The 24,963-nt window shown below is 72.0% G+C and carries 23 protein-coding genes; 8 read left to right on the top strand and 15 right to left on the bottom strand.

Annotated elements, in window-relative coordinates:
* The first annotated feature begins 35 nt into the window (after nucleotides 1-35).
* The 3 genes from ACH4C6_RS28185 (at nucleotide 36) to ACH4C6_RS28175 (ending at nucleotide 2,209) form a co-directional block, all read left to right on the top strand.
* Complete coding sequence (locus ACH4C6_RS28185; protein ID WP_398111413.1) at nucleotides 36-494, top strand: RrF2 family transcriptional regulator; 459 nt, start codon at nucleotides 36-38, stop codon at nucleotides 492-494.
* 403 nt (nucleotides 495-897) lie between these two features.
* On the top strand, nucleotides 898-1,554 hold the full coding sequence (locus ACH4C6_RS28180; RefSeq protein WP_398111412.1) for a DUF4360 domain-containing protein: 657 nt from the start codon (nucleotides 898-900) through the stop codon (nucleotides 1,552-1,554).
* Nucleotides 1,555-1,657: 103 nt separating this feature from the next.
* Entirely contained in the window at nucleotides 1,658-2,209 is a 552-nt protein-coding gene (locus ACH4C6_RS28175) for a YciI family protein (protein ID WP_398111411.1), read from the top strand.
* Nucleotides 2,210-2,380: 171 nt separating this feature from the next.
* Here ACH4C6_RS28175 and ACH4C6_RS28170 read toward each other — a convergent pair whose 3' ends face one another.
* The 11 genes from ACH4C6_RS28170 to ACH4C6_RS28120 all read right to left on the bottom strand — a co-directional run bounded on the left by ACH4C6_RS28170 (nucleotide 2,381) and on the right by ACH4C6_RS28120 (nucleotide 15,810).
* On the bottom strand, nucleotides 2,381-3,172 hold the full coding sequence (locus ACH4C6_RS28170) for an ABC transporter permease (protein WP_398111410.1): 792 nt from the start codon (nucleotides 3,170-3,172) through the stop codon (nucleotides 2,381-2,383).
* Nucleotides 3,169-4,134: an ATP-binding cassette domain-containing protein gene (locus ACH4C6_RS28165; protein ID WP_398111409.1), complete on the bottom strand. Its 966-nt coding sequence runs from the start codon at nucleotides 4,132-4,134 to the stop codon at nucleotides 3,169-3,171. The genes ACH4C6_RS28170 and ACH4C6_RS28165 overlap by 4 nt, the downstream gene beginning before the upstream one ends.
* A 12-nt stretch (nucleotides 4,135-4,146) precedes the next feature.
* Nucleotides 4,147-4,818: a DUF4097 family beta strand repeat-containing protein gene (locus ACH4C6_RS28160; RefSeq protein ID WP_398111408.1), complete on the bottom strand. Its 672-nt coding sequence runs from the start codon at nucleotides 4,816-4,818 to the stop codon at nucleotides 4,147-4,149.
* A 330-nt stretch (nucleotides 4,819-5,148) separates the two neighbouring features.
* Nucleotides 5,149-6,912 carry a pyridoxal phosphate-dependent aminotransferase gene (locus tag ACH4C6_RS28155; RefSeq protein ID WP_398111407.1) on the bottom strand — a complete coding sequence of 588 codons (1,764 nt, stop codon included), beginning with the start codon at nucleotides 6,910-6,912 and terminating at the stop codon, nucleotides 5,149-5,151.
* Between the two features lie 197 nt (nucleotides 6,913-7,109).
* Nucleotides 7,110-8,258 carry an aldose epimerase family protein gene (locus tag ACH4C6_RS28150; RefSeq protein WP_398111406.1) on the bottom strand — a complete coding sequence of 383 codons (1,149 nt, stop codon included), beginning with the start codon at nucleotides 8,256-8,258 and terminating at the stop codon, nucleotides 7,110-7,112.
* A gap of 55 nt (nucleotides 8,259-8,313) precedes the next feature.
* Nucleotides 8,314-9,555, bottom strand: coding sequence for a multiple monosaccharide ABC transporter permease (mmsB, locus tag ACH4C6_RS28145; protein WP_398111405.1), 1,242 nt, complete (start codon nucleotides 9,553-9,555; stop codon nucleotides 8,314-8,316).
* Complete coding sequence (mmsA, locus tag ACH4C6_RS28140) at nucleotides 9,552-11,102, bottom strand: multiple monosaccharide ABC transporter ATP-binding protein (RefSeq protein WP_398111404.1); 1,551 nt, start codon at nucleotides 11,100-11,102, stop codon at nucleotides 9,552-9,554. Before mmsA ends, mmsB begins: the two co-directional genes overlap by 4 nt.
* Nucleotides 11,103-11,148: 46 nt before the next feature.
* Nucleotides 11,149-12,261, bottom strand: coding sequence for a multiple monosaccharide ABC transporter substrate-binding protein (gene chvE, locus ACH4C6_RS28135; RefSeq protein ID WP_398111403.1), 1,113 nt, complete (start codon nucleotides 12,259-12,261; stop codon nucleotides 11,149-11,151).
* Between the two features lie 142 nt (nucleotides 12,262-12,403).
* Nucleotides 12,404-13,372: a hypothetical protein gene (locus ACH4C6_RS28130; protein ID WP_398111402.1), complete on the bottom strand. Its 969-nt coding sequence runs from the start codon at nucleotides 13,370-13,372 to the stop codon at nucleotides 12,404-12,406.
* A 205-nt stretch (nucleotides 13,373-13,577) separates the two neighbouring features.
* A complete protein-coding gene (locus ACH4C6_RS28125; RefSeq protein ID WP_398111401.1) occupies nucleotides 13,578-14,582 on the bottom strand; it encodes a zinc-binding dehydrogenase in 1,005 nt (334 codons plus the stop codon).
* A 64-nt stretch (nucleotides 14,583-14,646) separates the two neighbouring features.
* On the bottom strand, nucleotides 14,647-15,810 hold the full coding sequence (locus ACH4C6_RS28120; RefSeq protein ID WP_398111400.1) for a mandelate racemase/muconate lactonizing enzyme family protein: 1,164 nt from the start codon (nucleotides 15,808-15,810) through the stop codon (nucleotides 14,647-14,649).
* Nucleotides 15,811-16,057: 247 nt separating this feature from the next.
* Here ACH4C6_RS28120 and ACH4C6_RS28115 point away from each other — a divergent pair, with 247 nt between their 5' ends.
* Nucleotides 16,058-16,936, top strand: a complete 879-nt coding sequence (locus tag ACH4C6_RS28115; protein WP_398111399.1) for a hypothetical protein — start codon at nucleotides 16,058-16,060, stop codon at nucleotides 16,934-16,936.
* 527 nt (nucleotides 16,937-17,463) lie between these two features.
* Here the strand turns inward: ACH4C6_RS28115 and ACH4C6_RS28110 are convergent.
* Entirely contained in the window at nucleotides 17,464-17,913 is a 450-nt protein-coding gene (locus tag ACH4C6_RS28110) for a MarR family winged helix-turn-helix transcriptional regulator (RefSeq protein ID WP_398111398.1), read from the bottom strand.
* Nucleotides 17,914-18,015: 102 nt separating this feature from the next.
* Here ACH4C6_RS28110 and ACH4C6_RS28105 point away from each other — a divergent pair, with 102 nt between their 5' ends.
* The gene (locus ACH4C6_RS28105; protein WP_398111397.1) at nucleotides 18,016-19,038 is read left to right on the top strand and encodes an NADP-dependent oxidoreductase; all 1,023 of its coding nucleotides are present in this window, start codon (nucleotides 18,016-18,018) and stop codon (nucleotides 19,036-19,038) included.
* 96 nt (nucleotides 19,039-19,134) lie between these two features.
* The gene (locus tag ACH4C6_RS28100; RefSeq protein WP_398111396.1) at nucleotides 19,135-19,554 is read left to right on the top strand and encodes an organic hydroperoxide resistance protein; all 420 of its coding nucleotides are present in this window, start codon (nucleotides 19,135-19,137) and stop codon (nucleotides 19,552-19,554) included.
* Nucleotides 19,555-19,623: 69 nt separating this feature from the next.
* Here ACH4C6_RS28100 and ACH4C6_RS28095 read toward each other — a convergent pair whose 3' ends face one another.
* Nucleotides 19,624-20,769 (bottom strand): serine hydrolase domain-containing protein, encoded by a 1,146-nt coding sequence (locus ACH4C6_RS28095; RefSeq protein ID WP_398111395.1) that lies wholly within the window; start codon nucleotides 20,767-20,769, stop codon nucleotides 19,624-19,626.
* Between the two features lie 192 nt (nucleotides 20,770-20,961).
* Between ACH4C6_RS28095 and ACH4C6_RS28090 the strand changes: the two genes are divergently transcribed.
* Nucleotides 20,962-21,789, top strand: a complete 828-nt coding sequence (locus ACH4C6_RS28090) for an EI24 domain-containing protein (RefSeq protein WP_398111394.1) — start codon at nucleotides 20,962-20,964, stop codon at nucleotides 21,787-21,789.
* On the opposite strand, the gene ACH4C6_RS28085 is transcribed toward ACH4C6_RS28090, so the two are convergent.
* Nucleotides 21,740-22,972 (bottom strand): pyroglutamyl peptidase, encoded by a 1,233-nt coding sequence (locus ACH4C6_RS28085; RefSeq protein ID WP_398111393.1) that lies wholly within the window; start codon nucleotides 22,970-22,972, stop codon nucleotides 21,740-21,742. The two genes, ACH4C6_RS28090 and ACH4C6_RS28085, sit on opposite strands and share 50 nt — an antisense overlap.
* 325 nt (nucleotides 22,973-23,297) lie before the next feature.
* Complete coding sequence (locus ACH4C6_RS28080; protein WP_398111392.1) at nucleotides 23,298-24,185, bottom strand: SGNH/GDSL hydrolase family protein; 888 nt, start codon at nucleotides 24,183-24,185, stop codon at nucleotides 23,298-23,300.
* A 256-nt stretch (nucleotides 24,186-24,441) separates the two neighbouring features.
* On the opposite strand from ACH4C6_RS28080, the gene ACH4C6_RS28075 reads away from it, so the two are divergent.
* Nucleotides 24,442-24,936: a DUF3145 domain-containing protein gene (locus ACH4C6_RS28075; RefSeq protein WP_398111391.1), complete on the top strand. Its 495-nt coding sequence runs from the start codon at nucleotides 24,442-24,444 to the stop codon at nucleotides 24,934-24,936.
* The last annotated feature ends 27 nt before the right edge of the window (nucleotides 24,937-24,963 follow it).

Here is a 24,963-nt window from a genome sequence, read left to right as displayed (position 1 = left end):
GTCCATGTCTACAGGGTGACCGCGACAATGGTCCTATGAGGATCTCGGCACGTGCGGACTACGCGGTACGAGCGGTCGTGGAACTGGCCGCCCGGCAGGACGAGGGGCCGGTCAAGGCGGAGGCCGTGGCCACCGCGCAGGACATCCCCCACAAGTTCCTCGAGGGCATCCTCGGGGACCTGCGGCGGGCCGGTGTCGTCGACAGCCGCCGGGGCGGGGGCGGGGGGTACCGGCTGGCCCGGGAGGCGGACCGGATCAGCGTCGCGGACGTGATCCGGGCCGTGGACGGCCCGATCGTCTCGGTCCGCGGGGAACGGCCGACCGGGCTGGCCTACTCGGGCACCGCCGAGCCGCTGCTGCCGCTGTGGATCGCGCTGCGGGCCAACGTGCGCAGGATCCTGGAGGGTGTGACGATCGCCGACCTGGCGGCCGGTGCCCTGCCCGAGCCGGTGGAGCGGCTGGCGGCGGAACCGGCGGCCTGGGAGAACCCCTGAGGGGCCGCGGCCGGCCGCCGCGCGATGCGTGATCCTCATTGCGTCCCGGGATGTCCTCGCTCTGACGCGGGTGTGCCGTGCGCACACGCCGACGCACGTGTGCAACGCACCTTATGCGCCCCCGGGCACGGCCCGGGCCGGGGTGTGCGCGAAGAGGCCCGTTCCGCCCGGGCGGCGGGCGACCGGGCCGCACGCGGGCCGGGTGGCCTTTGCGCCAGTGTGAATGGCCGGACAGCGCCCTGGCCGGTGCCCGCGGCCCTGCGTACGATGCCACCGCCCCCGGCCTTCACGGCTCCTCCACGGAACGGTCACAACCGGGGGCGCATGCGCCGAGGTGCTTGTCATGCGCATGTTCAGTCGCACGGTCCGACACACTCACCCCCCACGAACGGATGGGAGAACCATGGCCGGTGGCCTGCTCCTGAGCGGCGCGATCGCCGCGCTGCTCACCAGCGCACTTCCCGCACAACCGCCCTCCTCCGGGTTCGTCGACCCGCCCCCGGACAAGATCGTCATCAAGGTCGCCACGGTGAACGGCTCCGGCTGCCCGCAGGGCACCGCCGCGGTGGCCGTCTCCGAGGACAACACGGCGTTCACGGTGACCTACAGCGACTACCTCGCCCAGGCCGGGGGCAACTCCGACCCCACCGCCTTCCGCAGGAACTGCCAGCTCAACCTGATCGTCCACGTGCCCTCGGGCTTCACGTACGCCATCGCCAGCGCCGACTACCGCGGCTTCGCCGCCCTCCAGCGCGGTGCGAGCGCGACCCAGCGGGCGTCGTACTACTTCCAGGGCTCGTCGAGCACGGCCTACCGCAACCACCCCTTCAGCGGCCCCTACAACGACAACTGGCAGGCCACGGACGAGACGGACTGGGCGCAGCTGGTCTGGGCGCCCTGCGGGGTGCAGCGCAACTTCAACATCAACACGGAGATCCGCGTCAACGCCGGTACGCAGTCGGCCGACAAGGTCAGCTTCATGACCATGGACTCGACCGACGGGGACATCAGCACCGTCTACCACATGGCATGGAAGGAGTGCCCGGAGAAGAAGTCCTGACGACCTGAGCCGGGCGCGCGGGACCGCCTCCGCCCGCGCGCCCGGGGGCTCCGGGCCGGCGGCGAGGGGAGACACGGCGGGAGCCCCTGGAGTTGGATGAGCCATGGAGTTCTTCTGCTACCACCGCGACCGGCCCGGCTCGCTGCCGCTGCGCGAGCGACTGGGCGAGGCGCACTGGGCCTACATGGACCGCTACGAGGCGGAACTGATCGCGCGGGGGCCGACGTTCGCCGAGGACGGGGAGACACCCACCGGCAGCGTCCACATCGTCGGCCTGCCCGACCCCGCCGCGGCCCGGGCGTTCGCCTTCGACGAGCCCAACCACCAGGCCGGCGTGTACCGCGACGTCCTGCTCCGGCGGTGGCGCAACCTGCTGGGCCGGACGATGGTGCAGTTCCCCGGCGGGCGCACCGGCGGCAGCCGGTACCTCGTCCTCGGGCTGGGTTCGGGTGCCGGCGCCGACCTGGAGGTGCCCGAGGCTTTGCGCGACGAACTGATCGCGTACGGGCCGCTGTTGTCCGACGACGGTGCCGCGTGGCTGGGGACGGCGGCCCTGGTGCGGGCACCGCACGCGGCAGACGCGCGGGCCGTGCTGACCCCGGAGCGGTACGCGAGCGTCGAGGTGCACGACTGGGAGTGCGGCGGGCGGCGCTGACGCACGGCCGAAGAGGGCGGCGGCCCCCCCCCCGCCGCCGGGGGGGGCCCCCCCCGGGGGGGGGGGGGGGGGGGGGGGGGCCCCCCCGGGGCGGGGGGGGGGCCCCCCCGGGGCGGGGGGGGGGGCCCCCCGCCCTCGGAGGGGGTGCGGTGGATCGTGCGGGCCCGCCCGCTACTTCGGGTCGTTGCCGAACTTGGCCGCGGCCCAGAAGTAGCCGAGCACCGCCAGGGCCAGGCACCAGCCGACGGCGAGCCAGCCGTTGTGCCCGATCTCGGTGCCGAGCAGCAGTCCGCGCAGGGTCTCGATGGCGGGCGTGAAGGGCTGGTACTCGGCGAACGGCCGGAACCAGCCGGGCATCGAGTCGAGCGGGACGAACGCGCTGGACAGCAGCGGCAGCAGGATCAGCGGCATCGCGTTGTTGCTGGCGGCCTCGGCGTTGGGGCTCACCAGGCCCATGCCGACCGCGATCCAGGTGAACGCCAGGGCGAAGAGCACCAGCAGTCCGAACGCCGCGAGCCATTCCAGGACGGTGGCGTCGGTGGAGCGGAAGCCGATGGCCACGCCCACGGCGCCCACGAGGACCACGCTGGCGACCGACTGGAGCACACTGCCGACGACATGGCCGACCAGGACCGAGCCGCGGTGGATGGCCATGGTGCGGAACCGGGCGATGATGCCTTCGGACATGTCGTTGGAGACGGAGACGGCGGTGCCGATCGTGGTGCTGCCGATGGTCATCAGCAGCACGCCCGGCACGATGTAGGCGATGTAGACGGACCGGTCCGGGCCCCCGCCGGCGATGCCCGCGCTCATGGTGTCGCCGAAGATGTAGACGAACAGCAGCAGCAGCATGATCGGCGTCAGCAGCAGGTTCAGCGTGAGCGAGGGGTAGCGCCGCACGTGCAGGAGGTTGCGGCGCAGCATCGTGGTGGAGTCGCGGACGGCGAGGGAGAGCGAACTCATCGGGCAGCCTCCTCGGGCTGGTTCGTCTGGTGCGGGACGCGGGCGTCGCCGGTGAGGGCGAAGAACACGTCGTCGAGGTCGGGGGTGTGCACGGTCAGTTCGTCGGCCTCGACGCCGGCGGCATCGAGCCGGTCGAGGATCAGGCGCAGGGCGCGCTGGCTGCCGTCGCTGGGGATCTGCAGGGCCAGGGCCTCGTCGTCGTGGACGGCACCGTCCAGCGTCGCCGCGGCGGACCGGTAGGCGACCGGGTCGGTGAAGCGGAGACGCACGTGTCCGCCCGGGACGATCCGCTTCAGCTCCTCCGCGGTGCCCTCGGCCGCGATGCGGCCGTCGTGCAGGACCGCGATGCGGTCGGCGAGTTCGTCCGCCTCCTCCAGGTACTGGGTGGTGAGGAAGACGGTGACCCCGCCGGACACCAGCTCCCGGATGATCTGCCACATCGTGTGGCGGGAGCGGGGGTCCAGTCCCGTGGTGGGTTCGTCGAGGAAGATCACCCGCGGCGAGCCGACCAGGGTCATGGCGATGTCCAGGCGGCGCTTCATGCCGCCCGAGTAGGTGGAGGCGGGCTTGCCGGCGGCCTCGGTGAGGTCGAAGCGCTCCAGCAACCCGGCGACCACGCGCCGCCCTTCGGGCTTGGGCAGGTGGTGCAGGTCGGCCATGAGGAGCATGTTCTCCTCGCCGGTGATCAGGCCGTCGACGGCCGAGAACTGGCCGGTGACGCCGATCGCGGCCCGGACGTCCTGCGGCTGGGTGGCGAGGTCGTGGCCCGCGACCCGGGCCTGCCCGCCGTCGGCCCGGACGAGCGTGGAGAGGATCTTGACGGCGGTGGTCTTGCCGGCCCCGTTCGGGCCGAGCAGGGAGAAGATGGTGCCCTCCGGGACGGTGAAGTCGACACCGTCCAGGACGGTCTTGTCGCCGTAGGACTTGCGCAGCCCGTTCGCCGCGATCGCCGGGGTGGTCATGGATGGTCTCCTCTACAGGCTGCGGGCGGTGACGTCGCCGTAGGCGGTGGTGGCGTGGATGGTCAGTCCGGCGGCGGCGCCGTCGGCGTTCTTCAGCGAGTTGTGGATCCGGCCGTAGGTGGTGCCGGCGTCCAGGGAGGCCGAGACGCCGGGGGCGGCGCCGACCGAGATGTCGCCGTGCTGGGTGCGCAGCGTGAACGCGCCCCGTACGGCCTCGGCGATCCGGATGTCGCCCTTCTGCACGGCGACCTCGGCGGGGCCGCCCAGACGCCCGACCGAGATGTCGCCGGCCTGGACACCGATCCGGGCGGCCGCGGTCTCGTCGAGCTTGACCGGCCCGAGGGCGCCCTCGAAGGTCACGTCGCCGAGCCGCCCGACGCCCCGCAGTTCGGCGGCGGCCGTCCGGGCCCGGACGTGGGACCCGCTGGGAAGCTGCACGGTCACCTCGACGGCCCCGGAGGAACCGAGGAGCCGGTTCCTGGGAGCGGCGGCCGTGATGCGCAGGACGCCGTCGGCGCAGGCGACGGAGATCTGCTCCGCGGCCTTCACGTCGCGGCTCCTGGACGCGTCGGCGGGCAGGACCTCGACGGTGGTGTCGTCCCGGTCGGCGGCGATGAACAGGATGCGGCCCGCGGGGACGTCCAGCACGGTGGTGACGGGCTTGGGGGTGGGGAACCGCTGCATGACGTCTCTCCTTCGACCGCTGTTTCCGGCAAGAGAAACGCTACGTTGCATTCACGGATTGGACAACGCGCTTGTTGCATACGAACAGTGTCATTGCAGCTCAGAGCCTGGAAATCGTTGCAACTGTTCTGCCAGATAACGCAACGCACGGTCCAGGGTGCGTTGCAATGAAGGGGGATGAACGCTACTGCGGGACTGCTGCCGCGGAACGGGCGAAGGCGCGCGCCCGGTGGCGGCGCGGCGTACGTACCCGGGGTGGTGGGCTCCCGGGGACGGCGACAGGCCGGCGGGCGCACGGCCCGCCGGCGAGAGGTGTGCGATGCGGTGGGGCTAGCCGGCCTGGCCCATACCGGCCGCGTTGGGCCAGTTCTGCGCCGCGGGCCAGCCGGTGGCGGGGGCAGGTGACAGACCGTTCGTCCCACGGACCTGGGCGGCCGTGAGACCGCCACGGGCGGGCACACCGGGTGGCGTCGGACCGGTGGCCATGGGCATGGGCATGGGGGCGGGCGTGGGCGCCGGGGCCGGGATCTGCGCCGCCGGGGCGAACGGCTGGGCGGGGGCGAACGGTTGCGCCGGAGTGAGCGGTTGCGCCGGGAACGGCGAGGCCGCCGGGGCGAGCGGTTGCCCCGGGCCGGGCTGCGGCGCCGGCTGCGGCGCCGGCTGGGGGACGGGCTGCGGCGCGGGCAGGGGAGCGGGCTGCGGTACGGGGACGGGGGAGGGCTGGGGCGCGGCCGCCGGCTGCGGCGCGGCCGGCACCGGTGTCCCGCCGTCGTGGCCCGGCGGCAGGGCGGACGCCGCGGCGGGGAGCGGCACACCGGTGCCGGCGGTCCCCGGCGCGCCCGGACCCACCGCCGCGACATGGGCGGCCAGGCCCTGCATCCCCGCTCCGTTCGTCTCGCTCATCAGCCGGTCCACGGCCGCCGTACCCGAGCTGTAGCTGGTCCCGTTGCCCGGCTCGGGTACGGCGGCTCCCCTCCTGGACGTCCCGTAGAGCACCTGTTCCAGGCCGGACACCAGGCGACGCACGTCCACCTGGGGGCGCACCACGAGACGCAGGAAGCGGCTGGACGAACCGATCTTGTTGCCGCATTCGCGGACCAGGATCCGGTGCTCGGTGAGCATCCGGTCGCGGACCACGGTGCCCTCGGCGCCCACGGGCAGGCGCACGAAGAGGAAGTTGCCCTGCGAGGGGTAGACCGTCAGCCCCGGCAGGGACGAGAGCTGGGAGGCCATGTCCAGCCGGTCCCGGCGGACCTGGTGCAGGCTCTGCGCGTACTCGGCACCGTGCTCCTTCAGCATGAACACCACGTGCTCGGCGAAGGAGTTGAGGTTCCACTTGGGCAGCATGGAGCGGACGCGGCCGGCCAGCGCCGGATTGGCGACGAGGTAGCCGAAGCGGATGCCGTGCAGGCCGAAGTTCTTGCCGAGGCTGCGCAGGACGACCACGTTGGGCCGCAGCATCGCCTCCTGGACGACGGACGGCTCGGCCTCGGCGTCGGCGAACTCCAGGAACGACTCGTCGACGACGATCAGGTCGAGGTCGGCCATGGCGTCCATGAACTGCACGACGGAGTGCTTGTGCAGGTAGCCGCCGTCGGGGTTGTTGGGGTTGCAGATCACCGCGACCCGGGTGCCGCGGGCGCGGATGAACTCGGCGTACTGGGCGAGGTCGAGGGCGAAGCCGCTGGACTCCTGGAGCGGGAACATGTCGACCCGCTTGCCGGTCTCCATGGGCTGGTCGGTCCAGCGGCCGAACGTGGGGACGGGGACGGCGAGGGACTCGCGCACCAGCAGGTGGTCGATCCAGGTGATCAGTTCGGTCGAGCCGTTGCCCATCGCCACGCACTGCGGCGGCAGTTGCAGCAGGCTGCACAGCTCGGCGGTGATGGTGTCCGCGCTGCTCGGGTAGTACGTGATGATGTCGCGCAGCCGGGCGGCCATGTCGTCGAACATGGCCGGGGTGGGGAAGTAGGGGTTGCACGGGATGCAGAAGTCCACCGGCCCGGCTCCGTCGCCGCCCTCGCGCGTCAGCGCCGCCATCGAAGGGCTGTGTGCCGCGGTGCTGCGGAACAGCGAGGTGACCTTGTCGGCCATGGAACCTCCGTGTGAGGCGGGTCCGTCGGGGGCGGCCGGACCCGGCGTGCGAGGGCGGCCCGCGCGAGGAGCACGGGCCGCCCTCTCATACGGAGACCGCACGGACGCCGTTCAACCGTCGGGGAACCGGTCGGGATTCGTGCCGCTGTCGTGAAGACGACCGGCCTCCCCGGCGGCTCCGGTAGATTCCCGCCCTCTCACCGGCCGAAGGTGTGGACCGTCGACGTGCGGTAGGTCCGGCCGGGGCGCAGCACGGTGGAGGGGAACTCCGGCTTGTTCGGCGAGTCCGGGAAGTGCTGCGTCTCCAGGCAGAGCGCGTCGCCCTGCCGGTAGGTGCGGCCGGTCGGGCCGGTCAGCGTGCCGTCGAGGAAGTTGCCCGAGTAGAACTGCAGCCCCGGCTCGTTCGTGGCGATCCTCAGGGTGCGCCCCGAGGACGGGTCGCGCAGGGTGGCCACGTGCTCGGGCCGGGCGGTGATGCCCTTGTCGAGGACCCAGTTGTGGTCGAAGCCCTTGGCGGTGATCAGCTGGGGGTGCGCCGTGCGGATGTCCCGGCCGATCGGCTTGGCCGTGCGGAAGTCGAAGGGCGTGCCCGCGACCCTGGCCAGCTCGCCGGTGGGGATCAGTCCCGCGTCGGTGGGCGTGTAGCGGGAGGCGGCGATGCGCAGCTCGTGGTCCTCGATGGTGCCGCTGCCGGCGCCGGCCAGGTTCCAGTAGACGTGGCTGGTCAGGTTGACGACCGTGGCCTTGTCGGTGGTGGCCTCGTAGTCGATGCGCCAGTCGCCGCCCCGGGTGAGGGTGTAGGTCACCTTCGCCTTGAGCGTGCCCGGGTAGCCCATCTCGCCGTCGACGGACGTGTAGTACAGGTGCAGGCCGACGTCGGAGCCCGCGGTGAACGGCTCGACGTCCCACACCCGCTTGTCGAAGCCCTGGGCGCCGCCGTGCAGGCTCTGCTCGCCGTCGTTGACGGACAGCTGGTAGTCCTTGCCGTCGAGCGTGAAACGGCCCTTGCCGATGCGGTTGCCGTACCGGCCGATGAGGGCGCCGAAGTAGGGGCTCTCGGCGACGTAGTCCTCGAGGTTGTCGAAGCCGGCGCTGACGTTGGCGTAGCGGCCGCGGCGGTCGGGGATCTCCAGGGACTGGACGATGCCGCCGTAGGAGAGGACCTTCAGGCGGGTGCCGCCGTTCTCCAGCGACCAGAGGTGGACCTTCGTGCCGTCGGCGAGCTTGCCGAAGAGCGTCTTCACCGGCTTCCTGCCTCCCGTGGCGTGCGCTGTGCCGCCCAGTGTGGTGGCGGCGATGCCCGCCGCCGCGGCTCCCGCGATGACCGTGCGTCTGTTCAGTTCCATGTGCGGCTCCCGTATGAGGAGAGGGCCCCGCCGTGCGGCGGGGCCCCGATCTGACCTACGAACCGACCTTGCGCTTGTTCCACACGTCGAACCCGACCGCGGCGAGGAGCACCAGGCCCTTGATGACCTGCTGCCAGTCGGTGCCGATGCCGACGAGGTTCATGCCGTTGTTCAGCACGCCCAGGACCAGGCCGCCGATGATCGCGCCGAGGACGGTGCCGACACCGCCGCTCATCGACGCGCCGCCGATGAACGAGGCGGCGATCGCCTCCAGCTCGAAGTTGAGGCCGGCCTTGGGAGAGGCCGCGTTGAAGCGGGCGGCGAAGACCAGACCCGCCAGGGCCGCGAGCATGCCCATGTTCAGGAAGACCAGGAAGGTGACCTTCTTGTCCTTCACACCCGACAGCTTGGCCGCGGGGAGGTTGCCGCCGATGGCGTAGATGTGGCGGCCGATGATCGCGTTGCGCATGACGTAGCCGAAGCCGACGAGCAGCACCCCGAGGATCAGCAGCACGATCGGGGCGCCCTTGTAGCTGGCCAGCAGCATGGTCAGGGTGAGGATGGCGGCGCCGATCGCGACCAGCTTCAGCAGGAACAGCTTGGCCAGCGGGACGTCCAGTGCGAACTCCTGCTGCCGCCTGCGGTCGCGGACCTCCTGGAAGACCACGAAGGCGATCATCGCGAGGCCCAGCAGCAGGGTCAGGTTGTGGTAGTTGGTGTCCGGGCCGACTTCGGGCAGGAAGCCGTTGGCGACCTTCTGCAGGCCGTCCGGGAATGGGCCGAGCGTCTGGCCCTCCAGGAAGATCTCCGTCAGGCCGCGGAAGATCAGCATGCCCGCCAGGGTCACGATGAACGACGGTATGCCGCCGTAGGCGATGAAGAAGCCCTGCACGGCGCCCGCGACCGCGCCCACGGCCAGGCACAGCACCACGGCGAGCGGCCACGGCAGGTCCTGTTTGACCATGAAGACGGCGGCCATCGAGCCGACGAACGCCGTCAGCGAGCCGACGGACAGGTCGATGTGGCCCGCGATGATGACCAGCATCATGCCGATGGCCAGGATCAGGATGTAGCTGTTCTGCAGCACCAGGTTGGAGACGTTGCGCGGCAGCAGCAGGTCGCCGTCCGTCCACACGGCGAACAGCACCACGATCAGGCCGAGCGCGATCAGCATGCCGTACTGCCGCATGTTGCGGCGCATGCCGTCCAGCACCAGCTGCACCAGGCCGTCGCCCGCGGCCCCTTCGCGGCCCGGCGGCGCGGGGGCCGGGCTCTTGGCGGTCACGTCCGTGCTCATCGGGTTACCTCTTTGTCCTTCGTCATCTGACGCATCAGCGATTCCTGGGAGGCCTCGGCCCGCGAGAACTCACCCGTCAGCCGCCCCGCGGCCATCGTGTAGATGCGGTCGCACATGCCGAGCAGTTCGGGCAGCTCGGAGGAGATGAAGACGACCGCCTTGCCCTGGGCGGCCAGCTGGTCGATGACCGTGTAGATCTCGTACTTGGCGCCGACGTCGATACCGCGCGTCGGCTCGTCCAGGATCAGCACGTCCGGACCCGAGAAGATCCACTTGCTGAGGACGACCTTCTGCTGGTTGCCGCCGGACAGCTTGCCCACCGGCTCGAACACCGTCGGCGCCTTGATGTTCATGGAGGTGCGGAAGCCCTCGGCGACCTGCCGCTCCTCGTGCTCGTCGACCACACCCCGCTTGGCGACCTTGCCCAGGGCGCTCAGCGAGATGTTCCGGTTGATGGTGTCGATGAGGTTGAGGCCGTAGTGCTTGCGGTCCTCGGTGACGTACGCGATGCCGTGCTTGACCGCCTCCGGGACGGTCTTCGTGCGGATCTCCGTGCCGTCCTTGAGGACCGTGCCGGCCGCGTACCGGCCGTAGGTCCGCCCGAAGACGCTCATCGCGAGTTCGGTGCGGCCGGCGCCCATCAGGCCCGCGATGCCGACGATCTCCCCGCGCCGCACGTGCAGCGACACGTCGTCGCACACCTTGCGCTGCTGGTCGATCGGGTGGTGCACGGTCCAGCCCCGGATCTCCAGGGCCGGCGCCGCGCCCTCCTCGGGCTCGTGCGGCGACCGCTCCGGGAAGCGGTTCTCCAGGTCGCGGCCGACCATCCCGCTGATGATGCGGTCCTCGGTGGTCTCCGGCGCCTTCACGTCGAGTGTCTCGATGGTCCGGCCGTCGCGCAGGATCGTCACCGAGTCGGCGACCTTGCGGATCTCGTTGAGCTTGTGGGAGATGATGATCGAGGTGATGCCCTGCTTCTTCAACTCCAGGATGAGGTCCAGGAGTTTGCCGCTGTCCTCGTCGTTCAGGGCCGCGGTCGGCTCGTCGAGGATGAGCAGCTTCACCTTCTTCGACAGGGCCTTGGCGATCTCCACGAGCTGCTGCTTGCCCACGCCGATGTCGGCGACCCGGGTGTCCGGGTGGTCCGACAGGCCCACCCTGCGCAGCAGTTCGGTGGCGTGCCGCAGGGTCTCGGTCCAGCTGATGATCCCGCGGGTGGCGTGCTCGTTGCCGAGGAAGATGTTCTCCGCGAGGGAGAGGTAGGGCACCAGGGCCAGTTCCTGGTGGATGATCACGATGCCGCGTTCCTCGCTGGCCCGGATGTCCTTGAACCGGCAGACCTCTTCCTCGAAGAGGATGTCGCCCTCGTAGGTCCCGTGCGGGTGGACGCCGGACAGGACCTTCATCAGGGTCGACTTGCCGGCGCCGTTCTCCCCGCAGATGGCGTGGACCTCGCCCTGCCGGACGGTCAGCGTGACGTCCGACAGCGCCTTGACGCCGGGAAAGGTCTTGACGATCGAGCGCATTTCCAGGACGGGTCCCGCCATGGTCGTGCCTTCCAATCAGTGGTGAATCGTCGGTGGGTGGCGGGGACTACTTGAGGTCGCTCTCCTTGATGTAGCCGGAGTCGACGACCTCCTTCTGGTAGTTGCCCTTGTCGACGGCGACCGGCTCCAGCAGGTAGGCCGGGACGACCTTGGCACCGTTGTCGTAGGTCTTGGTGTCGTTGACCTCGGGCTTCTTGTCGTTCAGCAGCGCGTCGACCATGTTCGAGGACACCTTGGCGAGCTCGCGGGTGTCCTTGTAGACGGTCATCGACTGCTGGCCCGCGATGATCGACTTCACGGAGGCGACCTCGGCGTCCTGGCCCGTGACGACCGGCAGCGGCTTGCTCTTGGAGCCGTAGTCGTCCGACTTCAGGGCCGACAGGATGCCGATGGAGATGCCGTCGTAGGGGGACAGGACCGCGTCGACGCGCTCGCTCTTGTAGGCCGAGGTGAGGATGTCGTCCATGCGCTTCTGGGCGGTGCCGCCGTCCCAGCGCAGGGTGGTGACCTGGTTGAGCTTGGTCTGGCCGGAGCGGACGACGAGCTGCTTCTTGTCGATGTAGGGCTGGAGGACCTTCATCGCGCCGCCGAAGAAGTAGCGTGTGTTGTTGTCGTCGTTCGAGCCGGCGAAGAGCTCGATGTTGAACGGGCCCTTCTTGCTGCCGTCCTTCAGGCCAAGCTTCTCGACGATGTAGTTGCCCTGGAGCTCGCCGACCTTCTCGTTGTCGAAGGAGGCGTAGTAGTCGACGTTCTGCGTGCCGAGGATCAGGCGGTCGTAGGAGATGACCGGGATGTTCGCGTCCTTGGCCTGCTGGAGGACGTTGTTCATCGACTTGTTGTCGATGGCCGCGACGATCAGCGCCTTGACGCCCTGCGTGATCAGGTTCTCGACCTGGGAGACCTGCTGGTCGGGGTCGTCCTCGCCGAAGACCAGCTTGGTCTTGTAGCCCTTGGACTCCAGGTCCTTGACGACGTTGTTGCCGTCGGCGATCCAGCGCTCGGAGGACTTGGTCGGCATCGCGATGCCGATGGTGGCGCCCTTGGCGTCCCCTTCGCCCTGCTTGCTGCCGCCCTCGCTGTCCTGGCCGCAGGCGGACAGGGTCAGGGCGAGGGACGCGGCGGTGGCCATGGCGGCGAGAGCGGCTCTGCGGTTACGCATGATCATCATCCTTGATCTGTGTGCAGGGCTCGGTCCGGGAGGCGCGAAGTCGCTCCGGAGTGGTCGTGCCGGAAAGACCGAGAAAACTTGTGTGGGATTGTGGTCGGCTGTGTCGTCTTTTGTAAGGTGAGTTTCCGGAACGTTATGACGAGATTTCGAACCGTTGCAGTGCGCCGGGCAGTCGGGAGCCGAGCGGCGCCATGTCCCCGCCGGCGCCGTGCCGGGCCAGAAGGTCCAGGGCGAGCCGGCCGCGCCGCACGCGTTCCTTGGCCGTGGCCAGCGTCAGCTCCCGCACGTGGTGCCCGTACGGGTAGATCCCGGGGGCCTTGGACAGCCCGAACTTCAGGTACAAGGGGGCGCCCCGCCTGATGAGTTCGGCCACCTCGTACATGCGGACGTAGCCGCCGAGGTCGTCAGGGGCCTCGATGTACATGTCCATCGGAGCGCCCGACACCCGCCGGATCTCGGTGAGGTGATCGAGCGTCAGGTCGCTGGGCACGTTGACCGAGTCGGCCCCGAGCCGCTCGTAGACCGCGTACGCGGCCGGGTTGACGGGACCGATCAGCGCGCTCACCTTCAGGGTCGTGTCGGCCGGGATGATTCCCGCGGCCCGCGCCCGGTGCAGCGTCCACAGCACGCCCTCGTCGGCGACGAGCAGGCACTTCACGCCCAGCTCCGTGGCCCGCACCGCGTCCTCGACGCAGCCGGCGACGGCGTCGTGGCCGCGGGCGCGCAGCCCGGCGCCGCGCGAGTCGGTGCGTGTGGACCCGCCGATGTCCCAGGTGCCGCGCGGGCCGGTGAACAGGCAGAGCTCGATGTCGCGTTCGGCCGTGGCCTCGACCATCTCGGTGATCTCGGCGTCGGTCAGCATCCACACGCCGCTGCCCTGGCTGATCCGGTGGATCGGCACGTCCAGCCGGGAGGCCTCCTTCAGCACCACCGCCAGCGCCTCCGGCCCCTCGCACGAGGGGATCTCGGTGCGCCACCGGCCGCCGCCGGGAAAGGCGTGCGGTGAGGCGTCGGCGGGGTCCGGGGCGGGCGCGTTCAGGCCCAGCGCGGTGAGCGCCGGCTCACCGGGGCTGCGGACGGCCGGGGCGGAAGCGTCGATCACAGGAAAGTCCTTCTGGTTCGATATGTCGGACGAGGTTCGCGGCTCTGGGTACGGCGCACCGGCGCCGGATGTGGCGCAGAGGCACCGGATGCGGCACACCGGCTCCGGGTGCGGTGCCGCCCGGGAGGGCCGGGGCGGGTCCCGGCCGCGCGGCCGGTGCACGCCGGTACGGAGACCGTCAGGTCGCCCCCGTACCGGCGTACGGCTACGGGCGGAGCAGCACCTTGCCCACCTTCGGGTCGCCGGCCCCGACCAGTTCGATGGCCTGCGGGAACTCGGCGAGCGGCAACTCGTGCGTCACCAGCGGCAGCGGGTCGAGCAACCCCGCGGCGAACACCCGCACCGTGTGCGCCCAGGCGTCCGGCGGCGCACCGAAGACGGTGTGCACCTCCAGCTGCCGCACGACGAGGTCGGTCGGGTCGAGCCCCTCGGCCCCGGACGCCGGGATGCCGGTCAGGACCAGCCGCCCGCCGCGCCGTAGCAGACCGGCGGAGATCCGGGCGGCGTCCGCGGACCCGGCCGTCTCGATCACCACGTCGACGTCGCCCGGCAGGTCCTCGTCCTTGGTGCGGAAGTCCGTCGCCCCGTACCGCCGCGACAGCGCCTCCCGGTCCCGGCGGGTGCCGACGACCAGCAGCTCCCCGGGCGAGGCCGCCCTGAGGAACTGCACGGCGAACATGCCGAGCGTGCCGGTGCCGACCACCGCCACGCGCTCGCCGGGCCGCGCGTTCGCCTTGAGCGCGGCCGCCGCGATGCACGCCGCCGGCTCCAGCAGGGCCGCGGCCGTGAGGTCGCAGTCGTCCGGCAGGACGTGCAGCAGACGGGCCGGGAGGGTCAGGGTCGCCGCCATCGCGCCCGGCTGCGTGAACCCGGTCTCCTCGTAGCCGGCCGAGCAGAGCGTCGTCTCCCCGGCGTGGCAGCGGTCGCAGACCTGGCAGTTGCGGAACCCCTCCCCGACGACCTTGCGGCCGACGAGGGAGGCGGGGACGCCCGCGCCCACGGCCTCCACCGTCCCGGACCACTCGTGGCCCGGGGTCAGCGGATAGCGCACATAGCCCTCGGGGCGGTTGCCCTGGTAGACCTCGCGGTCACTGCCGCAGATCCCCGAGGCGTGGACGCGCACCAGGGCCTCACCGGCCGCGGGCCGCCGCGGCTCGTGCGGGACGAGGCGGTGCTCGCCCGGGGCGTCGATCACTACCTCGGTGCTCACCTGGCTCCTCCGGTCGTCGAGGGGGTCGGGGGCCGGCTGTGGACCGCCGCGGGCCGGGCGACGGTCACTGGGTGCCCTTGGGCTTGCGCTGCTCCCAGCCCTCCGCCCAGAGGTCGAAGCGCGCCTGCTGCTGCGGGAACTCCGCGGCGGCGTCCACGTCCAGTTCCACGCCCAGGCCCGGGGCGTGGGAGAGGTGGAAGCAGCCGTCCTCCGGGTCCACCTGCGGGGCGCCCTTGACCACCTTCTTGATCTCCGCGTCGGCGAAGTCGTTGAAGTGCTCCAGGATCTTGAAGTTCGGGGAGGTGAACCCGACCTGGAGGGAGGCGGCGGTCAGCACCGGGCCGCCCACGTTGTGCGGGGCCACCAGCATGTAGTGGGTCTCCGCCGTCGCGGCCAGCTTCCGGGTCTCCCAGATTCCACCGATGTGGCCGACGTCCGGCTGGATGATGTCGACGGCCTGGCTCTCGAACAGCTCCCGGAACTCGATCCGGTCGTGGATGCGCTCGCCGGTGGCGACCGGCATGTCGACCTTGGCGGCCACCTTCTCCAGCGCCTTGAGGTTCTCCGGCGGCACCGGCTCCTCCAGCCACGCCGGGTTGAACGGCGCCAGCTCCCTGGCCAGGCGCACGGCCGTGGCGGGGGAGAAGCGGCCGTGCATCTCCAGCATCAGCTCGGCCTCGGGGCCGATGGCGTCCCGCACGGCCTCGATCAGCGAGACGGCGTACAGCGTCTCCTTGTGGTCCAGCTCGAAGTGGCCGGTGCCGAAGGGGTCGATCTTCAGCGCCCGGTAGCCGCGCTCCATGACGCCCTGGGCGGCCTTGTGGTAGGCCTCCGGGGTCCGCTCGGTGGTGTACCAGCCGTTGGCGTACGCCTTCACCTTGTCGGTGACCTTGCCGCCCAGCAGCTGCCAGACGGGGACGCCCAGCGCCTTGCCCTTGATGTCCCAGCAGGCCATCTCGATCACCGCGATGCCGGACATCACGATCTCGCCCGCACGGCCGTAGTCGCCGTACTTCATGCGCTTGACGAGGTCCTCGACCGCGAAGGGGTCGGAGCCCAGGATGTGGTTGGCCTCCGCCTCCCTCAGGTAGCCGAGGAGGGCGTCGGTGTGTCCCAGCATCCGGGTCTCGCCGACTCCGGTGAGCCCTTCGTCGGTGTGCACCTGGACGTAGGTCAGGTTGCGCCACGGCGTCCCGACCACGTGTGTGCTGATTCCGGTGATGCGCACGGCGGTTGTCCCTCGCTGCTTCGTCGGATCGGTTTCCGTCAGTTTCGCCCGGGTGCCGAGTTGTTCGATATTTCGGCATGCGTTCGAAATGCTGGCGTGACAGTAAGGACGGCGCGGCAGGGGTGTCAATGGGTCGCGCACATAACGGTTTCGGCAGTTTCGAAACCCGGGGCAGGGGGTGTCCGTGCAGAACCTTCACAACTGGATCTAGGAACGGGACCAGCACGGAACTTAATCTTCCGGCGTCATGGACTACTGCGACCCGTGCCGACGGCACCTCAACGGCGCGCTGGCCTGCCCTGGATGCGGCGCCTCGGCCCAAGTGCTGCGGCGCCCCGCTGCGCAGCCCGCCGCGGCGTACGCCCTCGCCCCGGCCCAGGGCGCGGGCGCGCAGGGCCACTTGGCAGAGGTCGAGGCGGCAGACGACCCCGCCCTCCACGACCCCGCCGACGACGGCCGGGCCGACGGGCACGACGACCACGACGCCGACCACGACGACGAGGCCGGCGACGGCGACGGCGATCGTGACGACGAGGGCGCCCGCACCCCCTCCGGCCGGGCCGCCCGGCGGCGTGGACGCGGAGCCGGACCCGACGCGGACGGCCCGGGCGGTGCCAGCCGCCGGGACCGGAAGGCCGCCGCGCACCGGCGACGGCGGCGCCGGACCCTGTTCGTCGTCGCGGGCTTCCTGCTCGCTGCGGGCGGGCTGAGCCTCGCCGAACTCGGCATGGACGCCCAGGACTCGACACCGAGACCGGCGACCGCCGGCGGGGCGTCGGCGGACGGCGGCGCGTCGGCGGAAGCCGGGGAGGCGAGACCGGGCCGTCCGGACACCGCGGCCGGATCCGCGAAGGCGTCGGCCTCCGCCTCGCCGGACCCGTCCGGCTCCGCGTCACCCTCGGCGTCCGCCGAGGACAAGGCGTCGAAGTCCCCGAGCGGGGAGCCGTCGAAGGAGGCCCAGGCGGGTCCGGCGGGAACCGCCCCCAGCAGCCCCGAGTCCGGTGCGACGGCGGCCCCGCCCGCCCCGGCACCGACCCCGTCGTCCGGCCCGACCACCAAGGCCCCCGAACAACCGGAACCCTCCCCGTCGGAGCCGTGCAAGCGGTTCCTGTGGTGGTGCACATAGAACCCACCGCTCACGGCGGCATCCTCGGCCGGGTCTCCTAGGAAGCCGGTCGCCCGGCGGAAGCATGCTCAGCCCGAGCCCCATGCGACCCGGCCCGCCTCGCCTGAGCCCTTCGGCCGGTCCCCTGGCGAGCCTGTCGCCTGGCGGCAGCGCGCCCGGCCCGAGCCCTTCGCGCCTAGAGCCAGCTCGCCCGGGCCCTTCGGCCGCCCCCGACCGGTCCCCTAGGGAGCCTGTCGGCTGACCGAAGCGCGCTCGACCCGAGCCCCAGGCCGCCGCAGGCCCCCTCGCCCAGCCGATCGGCCGTCCGGCGGACCCGGATCGCCCGAGCCGTTCACCGGCCGGCGGACTCCGACCGCCCGAACCCGTCGGCGCCCACTGGCCGGCTCGGCCGAGCCTCGCTGGAGCCTCAACCGGCCAAGCGCCGAGCCCTCCGGGTGCCACCACCCGTCACGCGCCGAGCCCCTCAAGCCGCCAGGGCGTGCAGGCCCGCCCCAGGGCCTGCCCCCGGGCCCCGGGTCGCCCCGGGTTCAGCCCAGCATCACCCGCAGCGCGTTCCGCAACGCCACCCGCTCGTCCTCGGAGAGTCCCGCCAGGGGCTCGCGGGCGAACCGCAGGGACTCGCGCAGGCTCCTGGCCACGCGCCGGCCCTCCGGCGTCGCGGCGGCGACCTTCACCCGGCGGTCCGCCGGGGCCGGCCGCCGCTCCACAAGGCCGCGCGCCTCGAGCCGGTCCACGATGCCGGTGACGTTGGACGGCTCGCACTTCAGCCGCTGCGCCAGCCGCCGCATCGGCAGCGGCTCCAGGCACAGCAGGCTCAGCAGCCTCGCCTGCGCGCCCGTCAGGGCATGCTCCGCCGCCGCGGACTCGTAGTCCTCGTGGAAGCGCGCCACCACCTCACCGATCAGCTCGACGACCTCGAGGGTCAGCGGGTCGGGCCGGCCGGCCGGATTCCTGGTGGTCGATGTGGGGGAGGCCATGCCGATCAGGGTACCCGGTTGTTTGACAACCTGAAATATTCAGGAGCATGGTTGTTTCAGGTACTGAAATGTTCGCTTCCCGCATGTGAGGACTGGCGCACCATGACCGACACCCCCACCCTCCCGTCCGTCAGCCGCGAGTGGCACCTGCTGAGCCGGCCCGTCGGCTGGCCGAAGCCGGAGGACTTCGCCCTGGTCGAGGCGGAGGTACCGCAGCCCGGTGAGGGCCAGGTCCTCGTCCGGAACACGTACCTCTCCGTGGACCCGTACATGCGCGGCCGGATGAGCGCGGCGAAGTCGTACGTCGCCCCGTTCGAGCTCGGCAAGGTCATGCAGGGCGGCGCCGTCGGCGAGGTCGTGGCCTCCAACGCCGAGGGCCTGTCCGTCGGCGACCACGTGCTGCACTTCTTCGGCTGGCGCGAGTACGCCGTCGTCGCCGGCAAGAACGCCGTGAAGGTGGACGCCGACGCCGCCCCGCTCTCGACGTACCTGGGCGTGCTGGGCATGACCGGTCTCACCGCCTACGCGGGCCTGCTGCGCACGGCCGCCTTCAAGGAGGGCGACGCCGTCTTCGTCTCCGGCGCCGCCGGTGCCGTGGGCGGCCAGGTCGGGCAGATCGCCAAGCTGAAGGGCGCCTCGCGGGTCATCGGCTCCGCCGGGTCCGCCGAGAAGGTGAAGCTCCTGGTCGAGGAGTACGGCTTCGACGCCGCCTTCAACTACAAGGACGGGCCGGTGAGCGAGCAGCTGCGCGCCGCCGCCCCCGACGGGATCGACGTCTACTTCGACAACGTCGGCGGCGACCACCTGGAGGCGGCGATCGGCTCGCTCAACCAGGGTGGCCGGATCGCCGTCTGCGGCATGATCTCCGTCTACAACAACACCGAGCCCGCCCCGGGCCCGCGCAACCTCGCGCGCCTCATCCAGACCCGCGGCCGCATCGAGGGCTTCCTGGTCGGGGACCACTACGACCTCCAGCCGCAGTTCGTGCAGGAGGTCGCCCCCTGGGTCGCCTCCGGCGAGCTGAAGTACCGGGAGACCGTCGTCGAGGGCATCGAGAACAACCTCGACGCGTTCCTGGGCGTGCTGCGCGGCGAGAACACCGGGAAGATGATCGTCAAGCTCTGACGTCTTCCGCCTGAATTCCGGCATGCGGTAACTTGTTTCCGAATCCGTCCCGGCCCGGGCGCGAGCCGCGGCGGACCACCGAAGGAACACAACCGCATGCCGATCCAGCAGTCCGACGTCCTCTACACCGCCGTCGCCACCGCCGAGAACGGGCGCGACGGCCGGGTGGCCACCGACGACGGCAAGCTCGACGTCGTCGTCAACCCGCCGAAGGAGATGGGCGGCAGCGGCACCGGGACCAACCCGGAGCAGCTGTTCGCCGCCGGCTACAGCGCCTGCTTCCAGGGCGCGCTCGGTGTGGTCGCCCGCCAGGAGGGCGCCGACCTCACCGGTGCGACCGTCACCGCGAAGGTCGGCCTGGGCAGGAACGGGGACGGGTTCGGGATCATCGTCGAGATCTCGGCCGACATCCCCAAGGCCGACCGGGGCACCGCGCGGGCGCTGATCGAGAAGGCGCACGAGGTGTGCCCCTACTCGAAGGCGACGCGCGGGAACATCACCGTGACGCTCGTGTGAGAACGGTCGTTGCACAGCCGGAGGCCGCACCCTTGGACGTGGGGTGCGGCCTCCGCCCGCGTCCGCGGTTCACCGCCCCAGCGCCGCCCGGTGCACGGCCCGCACCAGGCGGTCGTTCTCCGGGGCGGCCCCGCCCGGGAAGGCGGCCCGGCGGCGCGTGTAGCCGTACGCCAGCCCGCTCCACGGGTCCGCGAACGCCTGGGAGCCGCCCTCGCCGCTGTGCCCGATCGTCCCGGCGCCGAGGAACGGGTGCCACGTGTCAGCGGTGGTCTCGAAACCGAGCCCGAACGACGCGTGGGCCCGGGTCACCAGGTCGTGGCCGGCCGAGTGGACCTGCCCGAACTCCGCCACCGTGTCGGGCTTCAGCAGCGGCGCCCGCCCGTCCACCTCGCTGATCGCCGCCGCGTACATCCTGGCCAGGCCCCGCGCGGACGCCACCCCGCCCACCGAGGCCGGACCCCGGGCGCGGATCAGCGGCGCGTTCGCCAGCGCGGCCGGCTCGGCCGGTTCGGCGACGTGGCGGTTGAGGGCGATCGAGGCCAGGGTGTGCGGGCCGGTGGGCATGGCGTCCAGCAGGGCCTGCTGCCGGGGCGTCGGGGCCACCGGCAGGGCGGTGCGGAAGCGGGGCTCTTCGGACGCGGGCAACCCGAGGTGGAGGTCCAGGCCGTACGGGGTGCGGACCCGCTCCCGGTAGACGTCCTGGAGCGTACGGCCCGTCGCGCGGCGGACCACCTCGCCCACCAGGGCACCCCCCACCAGGACGTGGTGACCGAAGGCGGACCCCGGGTGCCAGAACGGCCGCTGGTCGGCGAGGCGTTCGGCGAGCTGACGGTCGTCGGCCAGCTCGGACAGGGTGAAACCGGTGTCCGTGCCGACCACCCCCGCCCGGTGCGCCGGCAGATCGCGCAGGGTCAGCGCGCCCTTGCCCTCGGCCGCGAACTCCGGCCAGTAGTACGTCACCCTGCGGTCGAGGTCGAGCGTGCCGTCCTGCACCAGGAGGGCCACGACCAGGTGGGCCGCGCCCTTCGTGGACGAGGAGACGCCGTAGAGGGCGTCCGCGTCGGTCCCCGCCCACAGGTCGACGACCTTCCGGCCGTGCACGTAGGCGCACACCTGCCCCTCGTAGTCGTCCCGCTCACCGGCCGCGAACGCGGCGAACACCTCGCGGACCCTCTCGAAGCCTTCGGCCACCGTGCCGTGGATCTCCCGCGTCATCCGCCCTCCTCGGGGAACCGCCGTGTCCCGTGGTGCGCACGCGAACCTCACCCGGGGCTCCCGCCGATCGGTACGGCGAGGCGCACGGGTTCGACTCAACGGCCGGGCGGGCAACGCCGGCCCCGGCGCCCGTGACACCGGTGTGACCGGAGCGCGTCAAGAGCGCGACACCGGCCCGGATAGGGTCGACCCATGCGCGATCTGGGGACGGGTTTCCGGTACTTGCTCAAGGGCCAGCGATGGGTGGCCGGGCACGGCAGGCAGTACGGCTTCGGGCTGCTCCCGGGCCTGATCACCCTCGTCCTGTACGCGGCGGTGCTGGTCGCGCTCGGGGTGTGGGGCGAGGACGCGGTGGGCTGGGCGACGCCCTTCGCCGACGACTGGTCGAGCCCCTGGCGCGGCCTCTTCCGCGGCCTGCTCACCGGTGTGCTGTTCGCCCTCGCCCTGCTCCTCGCCGTCGTGACGTTCACCGCCGTGACCCTGCTGATCGGCCAGCCCTTCTACGAGAACCTCTCCGAGAAGGTCGACCGCGACGTCTCCCCGGACGGGCACGCGCCTGCATCGGGGCTGCCGTTCTGGCGGGAGCTGTGGATCTCCGCCCGGGACAGCCTGCGGATCGTCGTACGGGCCGCCCTGTGGGGCGTGCTGCTGTTCGCGTGCGGATTCATCCCGGTCGTCGGGCAGACGGCCGTCCCGGTGATCGGGTTCTTCGTCACCGGGTTCTTCCTCACCGAGGAACTGACCGCCGTCGCCCTCCAGCGCCGCGGCGTCGAACTGCGCGCCCGGCTGCGGCTCCTGCGCGACCGCAAGACGCTGGTGTGGGGCTTCGGCACGCCCCTGGCCGTCTCCTTCCTGGTGCCCTTCGTCGCCGTGTTCCTGATGCCGGGCGCCGTCGCCGGCGCCACCCTCATGGCGCGTGACCTGCTGGGCGAGGAGATCACCGAGGGCGGCGGCAAGGACGGCGCCGCCGTCACGAGTTCTCCGCGGCCACCGTCAGGATCCTCCGCACCTGGGCGATGATGTCCAGCCGGTTCCGCACGAAGTCCGGGTCGGTGACCTCGGTGGTGTTCCCGGCGCCGAACTGCAGCACCGGAGTGTGCACGTGCCCGCCCGGCAGCCGGTCGTGCAGCCCCAGCCGGTCCCGCAGCAGCGTCGCCCGGTAGGCGATCTCGTTGGAGAGGTAGTCCCCGCCACCGCCCGCGCGGGCGGTCGAGCCCGGCGTGGGCCCGTCCGGGCGGACGACGGGGTCGGTGCCGCCCGCCGGGATCTCCGTGACGCTCGTGTTGTCGTACACCGGGAACCGGCCGGTGTCCGCGGCGACGATCGCCGCGTACGGCAGGGTCGTCGTCGTCCACTGCGGCTGCGAGGCCGGGTCGCTCACGGGCACGGTCCCGGTGCGGCCGACGTTCTCGTTGTCCCCGAAGCCGCCGCGCCAGGCGCCGTTGGTCCGCTCGACGTCGAACCGCCCCACGCGGCCCTGGCTCACGGTCGTGAACAGGTCGACCTCCGGCAGGTGGGGCCGCAGCGCCCGCTCCACCGTGCCCTCGGCGAAGTCCCGCCAGCGCACCGGGAACACCGCCGTCTCGACCCGGGCCGGTCCGTCGGCCGTCTCGACGACCGTGCCGTCCAGCGCGAGGGCGGTGGCGCCCGAGGGGTTGGAGATGCGGATGTCCCGGTCCAGCGTGAACGGGTCGAAGCCGGTCAGCAGGATCCGCTTCAGCCCCTTGCCCCGCGGGTACCGGACGGACGTCTGGCCGCGCGAGGTGCGCTCCAGCCCGTCCAGCAGCGCGGCGCGCCGGCTCTCGGACAGCGCGAAGTCCGGCTGCCAGGTGCGCACCTCACGCGTCATGCCGAGCCGCGCCCAGTACAGCGGCCGGTCGTCGTCCCGGCTCAGGTCCCCGCCGGCCGGACCGCGCCCCTGGGCCCGGTCCACGGCCCGCCGCCACAGCTCCGTACCCGCACGGGTGACGGCCTGCCGGGCCTGCGCGTAGGAGCCGGCCGCCCCCAGCGCCCGGGCCAGTCGCGGGGCGGCGGTGTCGAAGCCGGAGCGGCGCAGGATCTCCTGCGGAGCCGCCCGGTCGAGCCGCTGCTCCTCGACGGTGGGGGAGGGGGCCGACCCGGCGGCGCTCGCACCGGCGGGAACGGTGAGGCCGGTCATCAGGGCGAGGCCGAGGACGCCGAGGCGAACACGTAGGGAGGTCAAGGGGGTTCGGGCCTTCCGTCGCGGTGGGGGTACGGACGGCCGCAGTATCGCCCGACCCACGTGGTCCACGCCATGGGGCGCAGCCGGGGGTCCGGCGGCGGTCCGCACCGCACGGTGACCGGCCCGCGGCCGCCGGGCCCGGGTTGTGAAGGGTTCGTACGGGATCCGGGCCGGGCGCCCGATCACCGGCCGCGGGGTCATGGCGGGGATTACCGTCTGATACGGGACGAGTTCCCCACCCGGCAGCCCCGGTCCGGGACCTGACCCCCGGACCGGGGCGGGTGCCCGGCCACGGCACGGTCGCGGGAAGGCGCGAGAGCCGGCGTCAGGGGCGTTTCGCCGTGACGGCGCGGTAGGCGATCTCCGCGAGCCGCGCCTGCCCGTTCACACTCGGGTGGAAGTAGTCCCAGCGGCTCAACTGGGCCGTGCCGAAGCGGTAGTCGTACACCGCGCCCCCGTCGTGGCGGCACCGCTCGTCCTCGGCGCAGACCTCCGCCAGCACCTTGTTGTAGTCCTCGACCCGCTCCTGCACCGTGTCGCGCCGCACCCGCGCCTGCGCGTCCAGGCGGTCCGCGTCACCCAGCATCGACGGGCAGATGCCCAGCTTCCACACCTGCCTGCCCACCGGGCTGGTGCGGCCCTCGGACCACAGCCGCTTCAGGTCGGGCACGCTCGCCACGAACACCTGCGCCTTCGGCAGGGCCTTGCGCAGACCGCGCAGCGCGTCCTCGAAGTCGGCGCGGAAGGCGGAGACCGGGGTCATCGCCGACGGCGTGGACCGGCAGGCGTCGTTCGCCCCGACCATCACCGTCACCAACTGGGGCTTGCGCCGCACCGCCCGGGCCATCTGACCGGGCAGGTCGGCCATCCGCGCGCCCGTCACGGCGTAGTTCCAGCTCCGCCGGGCCGCACCGGTGCGCCCCAGCAACCGCACGGCGAGCGAGTCGACCTCGGTGCTGCTGCCGGTCGCCCAGGACGCCTCCGGGCAGTCCGACAGCACGTCGCACGCGTCGAACCCCCGGGTGATGGAGTCCCCGACGGCCGCCACGGACCGCGGGCTGCGGTCCCACACCGGCGTGGGCTTCGGGGACGGCCGGGCGCTGCCGGACGGCGCGGCGGCATCGCCCCCCACGGCGTCACACCCGGCGACACCGACCACGGCGGCCACGGCCACGGCCAGCACACCCCGCGCGCGGTGGCCTCGCATCCCCATCCCTGCTCCATCCCCTCGCCGAGCGGTTCCTGCCCCCACCCATGACAACGCACGAGGGTTCCCGGCCCGTCAGGTGCAACGCCTCCCACCCGTACAAGCGTCCCCCTGGGTGAATGGCGGGAGTTTCCCGGCCCCCGGACCGACCGTACGTCACACTCCTTGCGCCGACGCACGGTAGCCTCGCCATCAACGTGACCCGCCCGGTCACAGCCGTTCCGCCCGTCAGCAAGATGTCCCGCTCTGCCCGGAGGTTCCGGTGACGACACGTGGAGTTCTGTACGTGCACTCCGCGCCGCGCGCGCTGTGCCCGCACGTCGAGTGGGCCATCGCCGGGGTGCTCGGCACGCGCGTCAACCTCGACTGGATCCGGCAGCCCGCGGCCCCCGGCACCTGGCGCTCGGAGTTCTCCTGGCAGGGCCAGGCCGGCACCGCCTCCAAGCTCGCCTCCGCGCTGCGCGGCTGGCACCTCCTGCGCTTCGAGGTCACCGCCGAGCCCTGCCCCACCGCCGAGGGCGAGCGCTACAGCTGCACCCCAGAGCTGGGCATCTTCCACGCCGTCACCGGCATCCACGGCGACATCCTGATCCCCGAGGACCGGCTCAGAGCGGCCCTCCAGCGCAGCCGGCAGGGCGAGACGGACCTGGAGGCCGAGCTCGACAAGCTGCTCGGCAAGCCCTGGGACGACGAGTTGGAATCCTTCCGCTACGCGGGCGAGGGCGCCCCGGTCCGCTGGCTCCACCAGGTGGTGTGACGCCATTCTTCTAGGGGCGCGGGGAAC

The organism is Streptomyces sp. NPDC017943, from assembly GCF_044328425.1.
GTDB classification, from domain to species: domain Bacteria; phylum Actinomycetota; class Actinomycetes; order Streptomycetales; family Streptomycetaceae; genus Streptomyces; species Streptomyces djakartensis_A.
The sequence above is the reverse complement of the archived record's forward strand: the minus strand, read 5'-3'. Positions and strand labels throughout refer to the sequence as shown.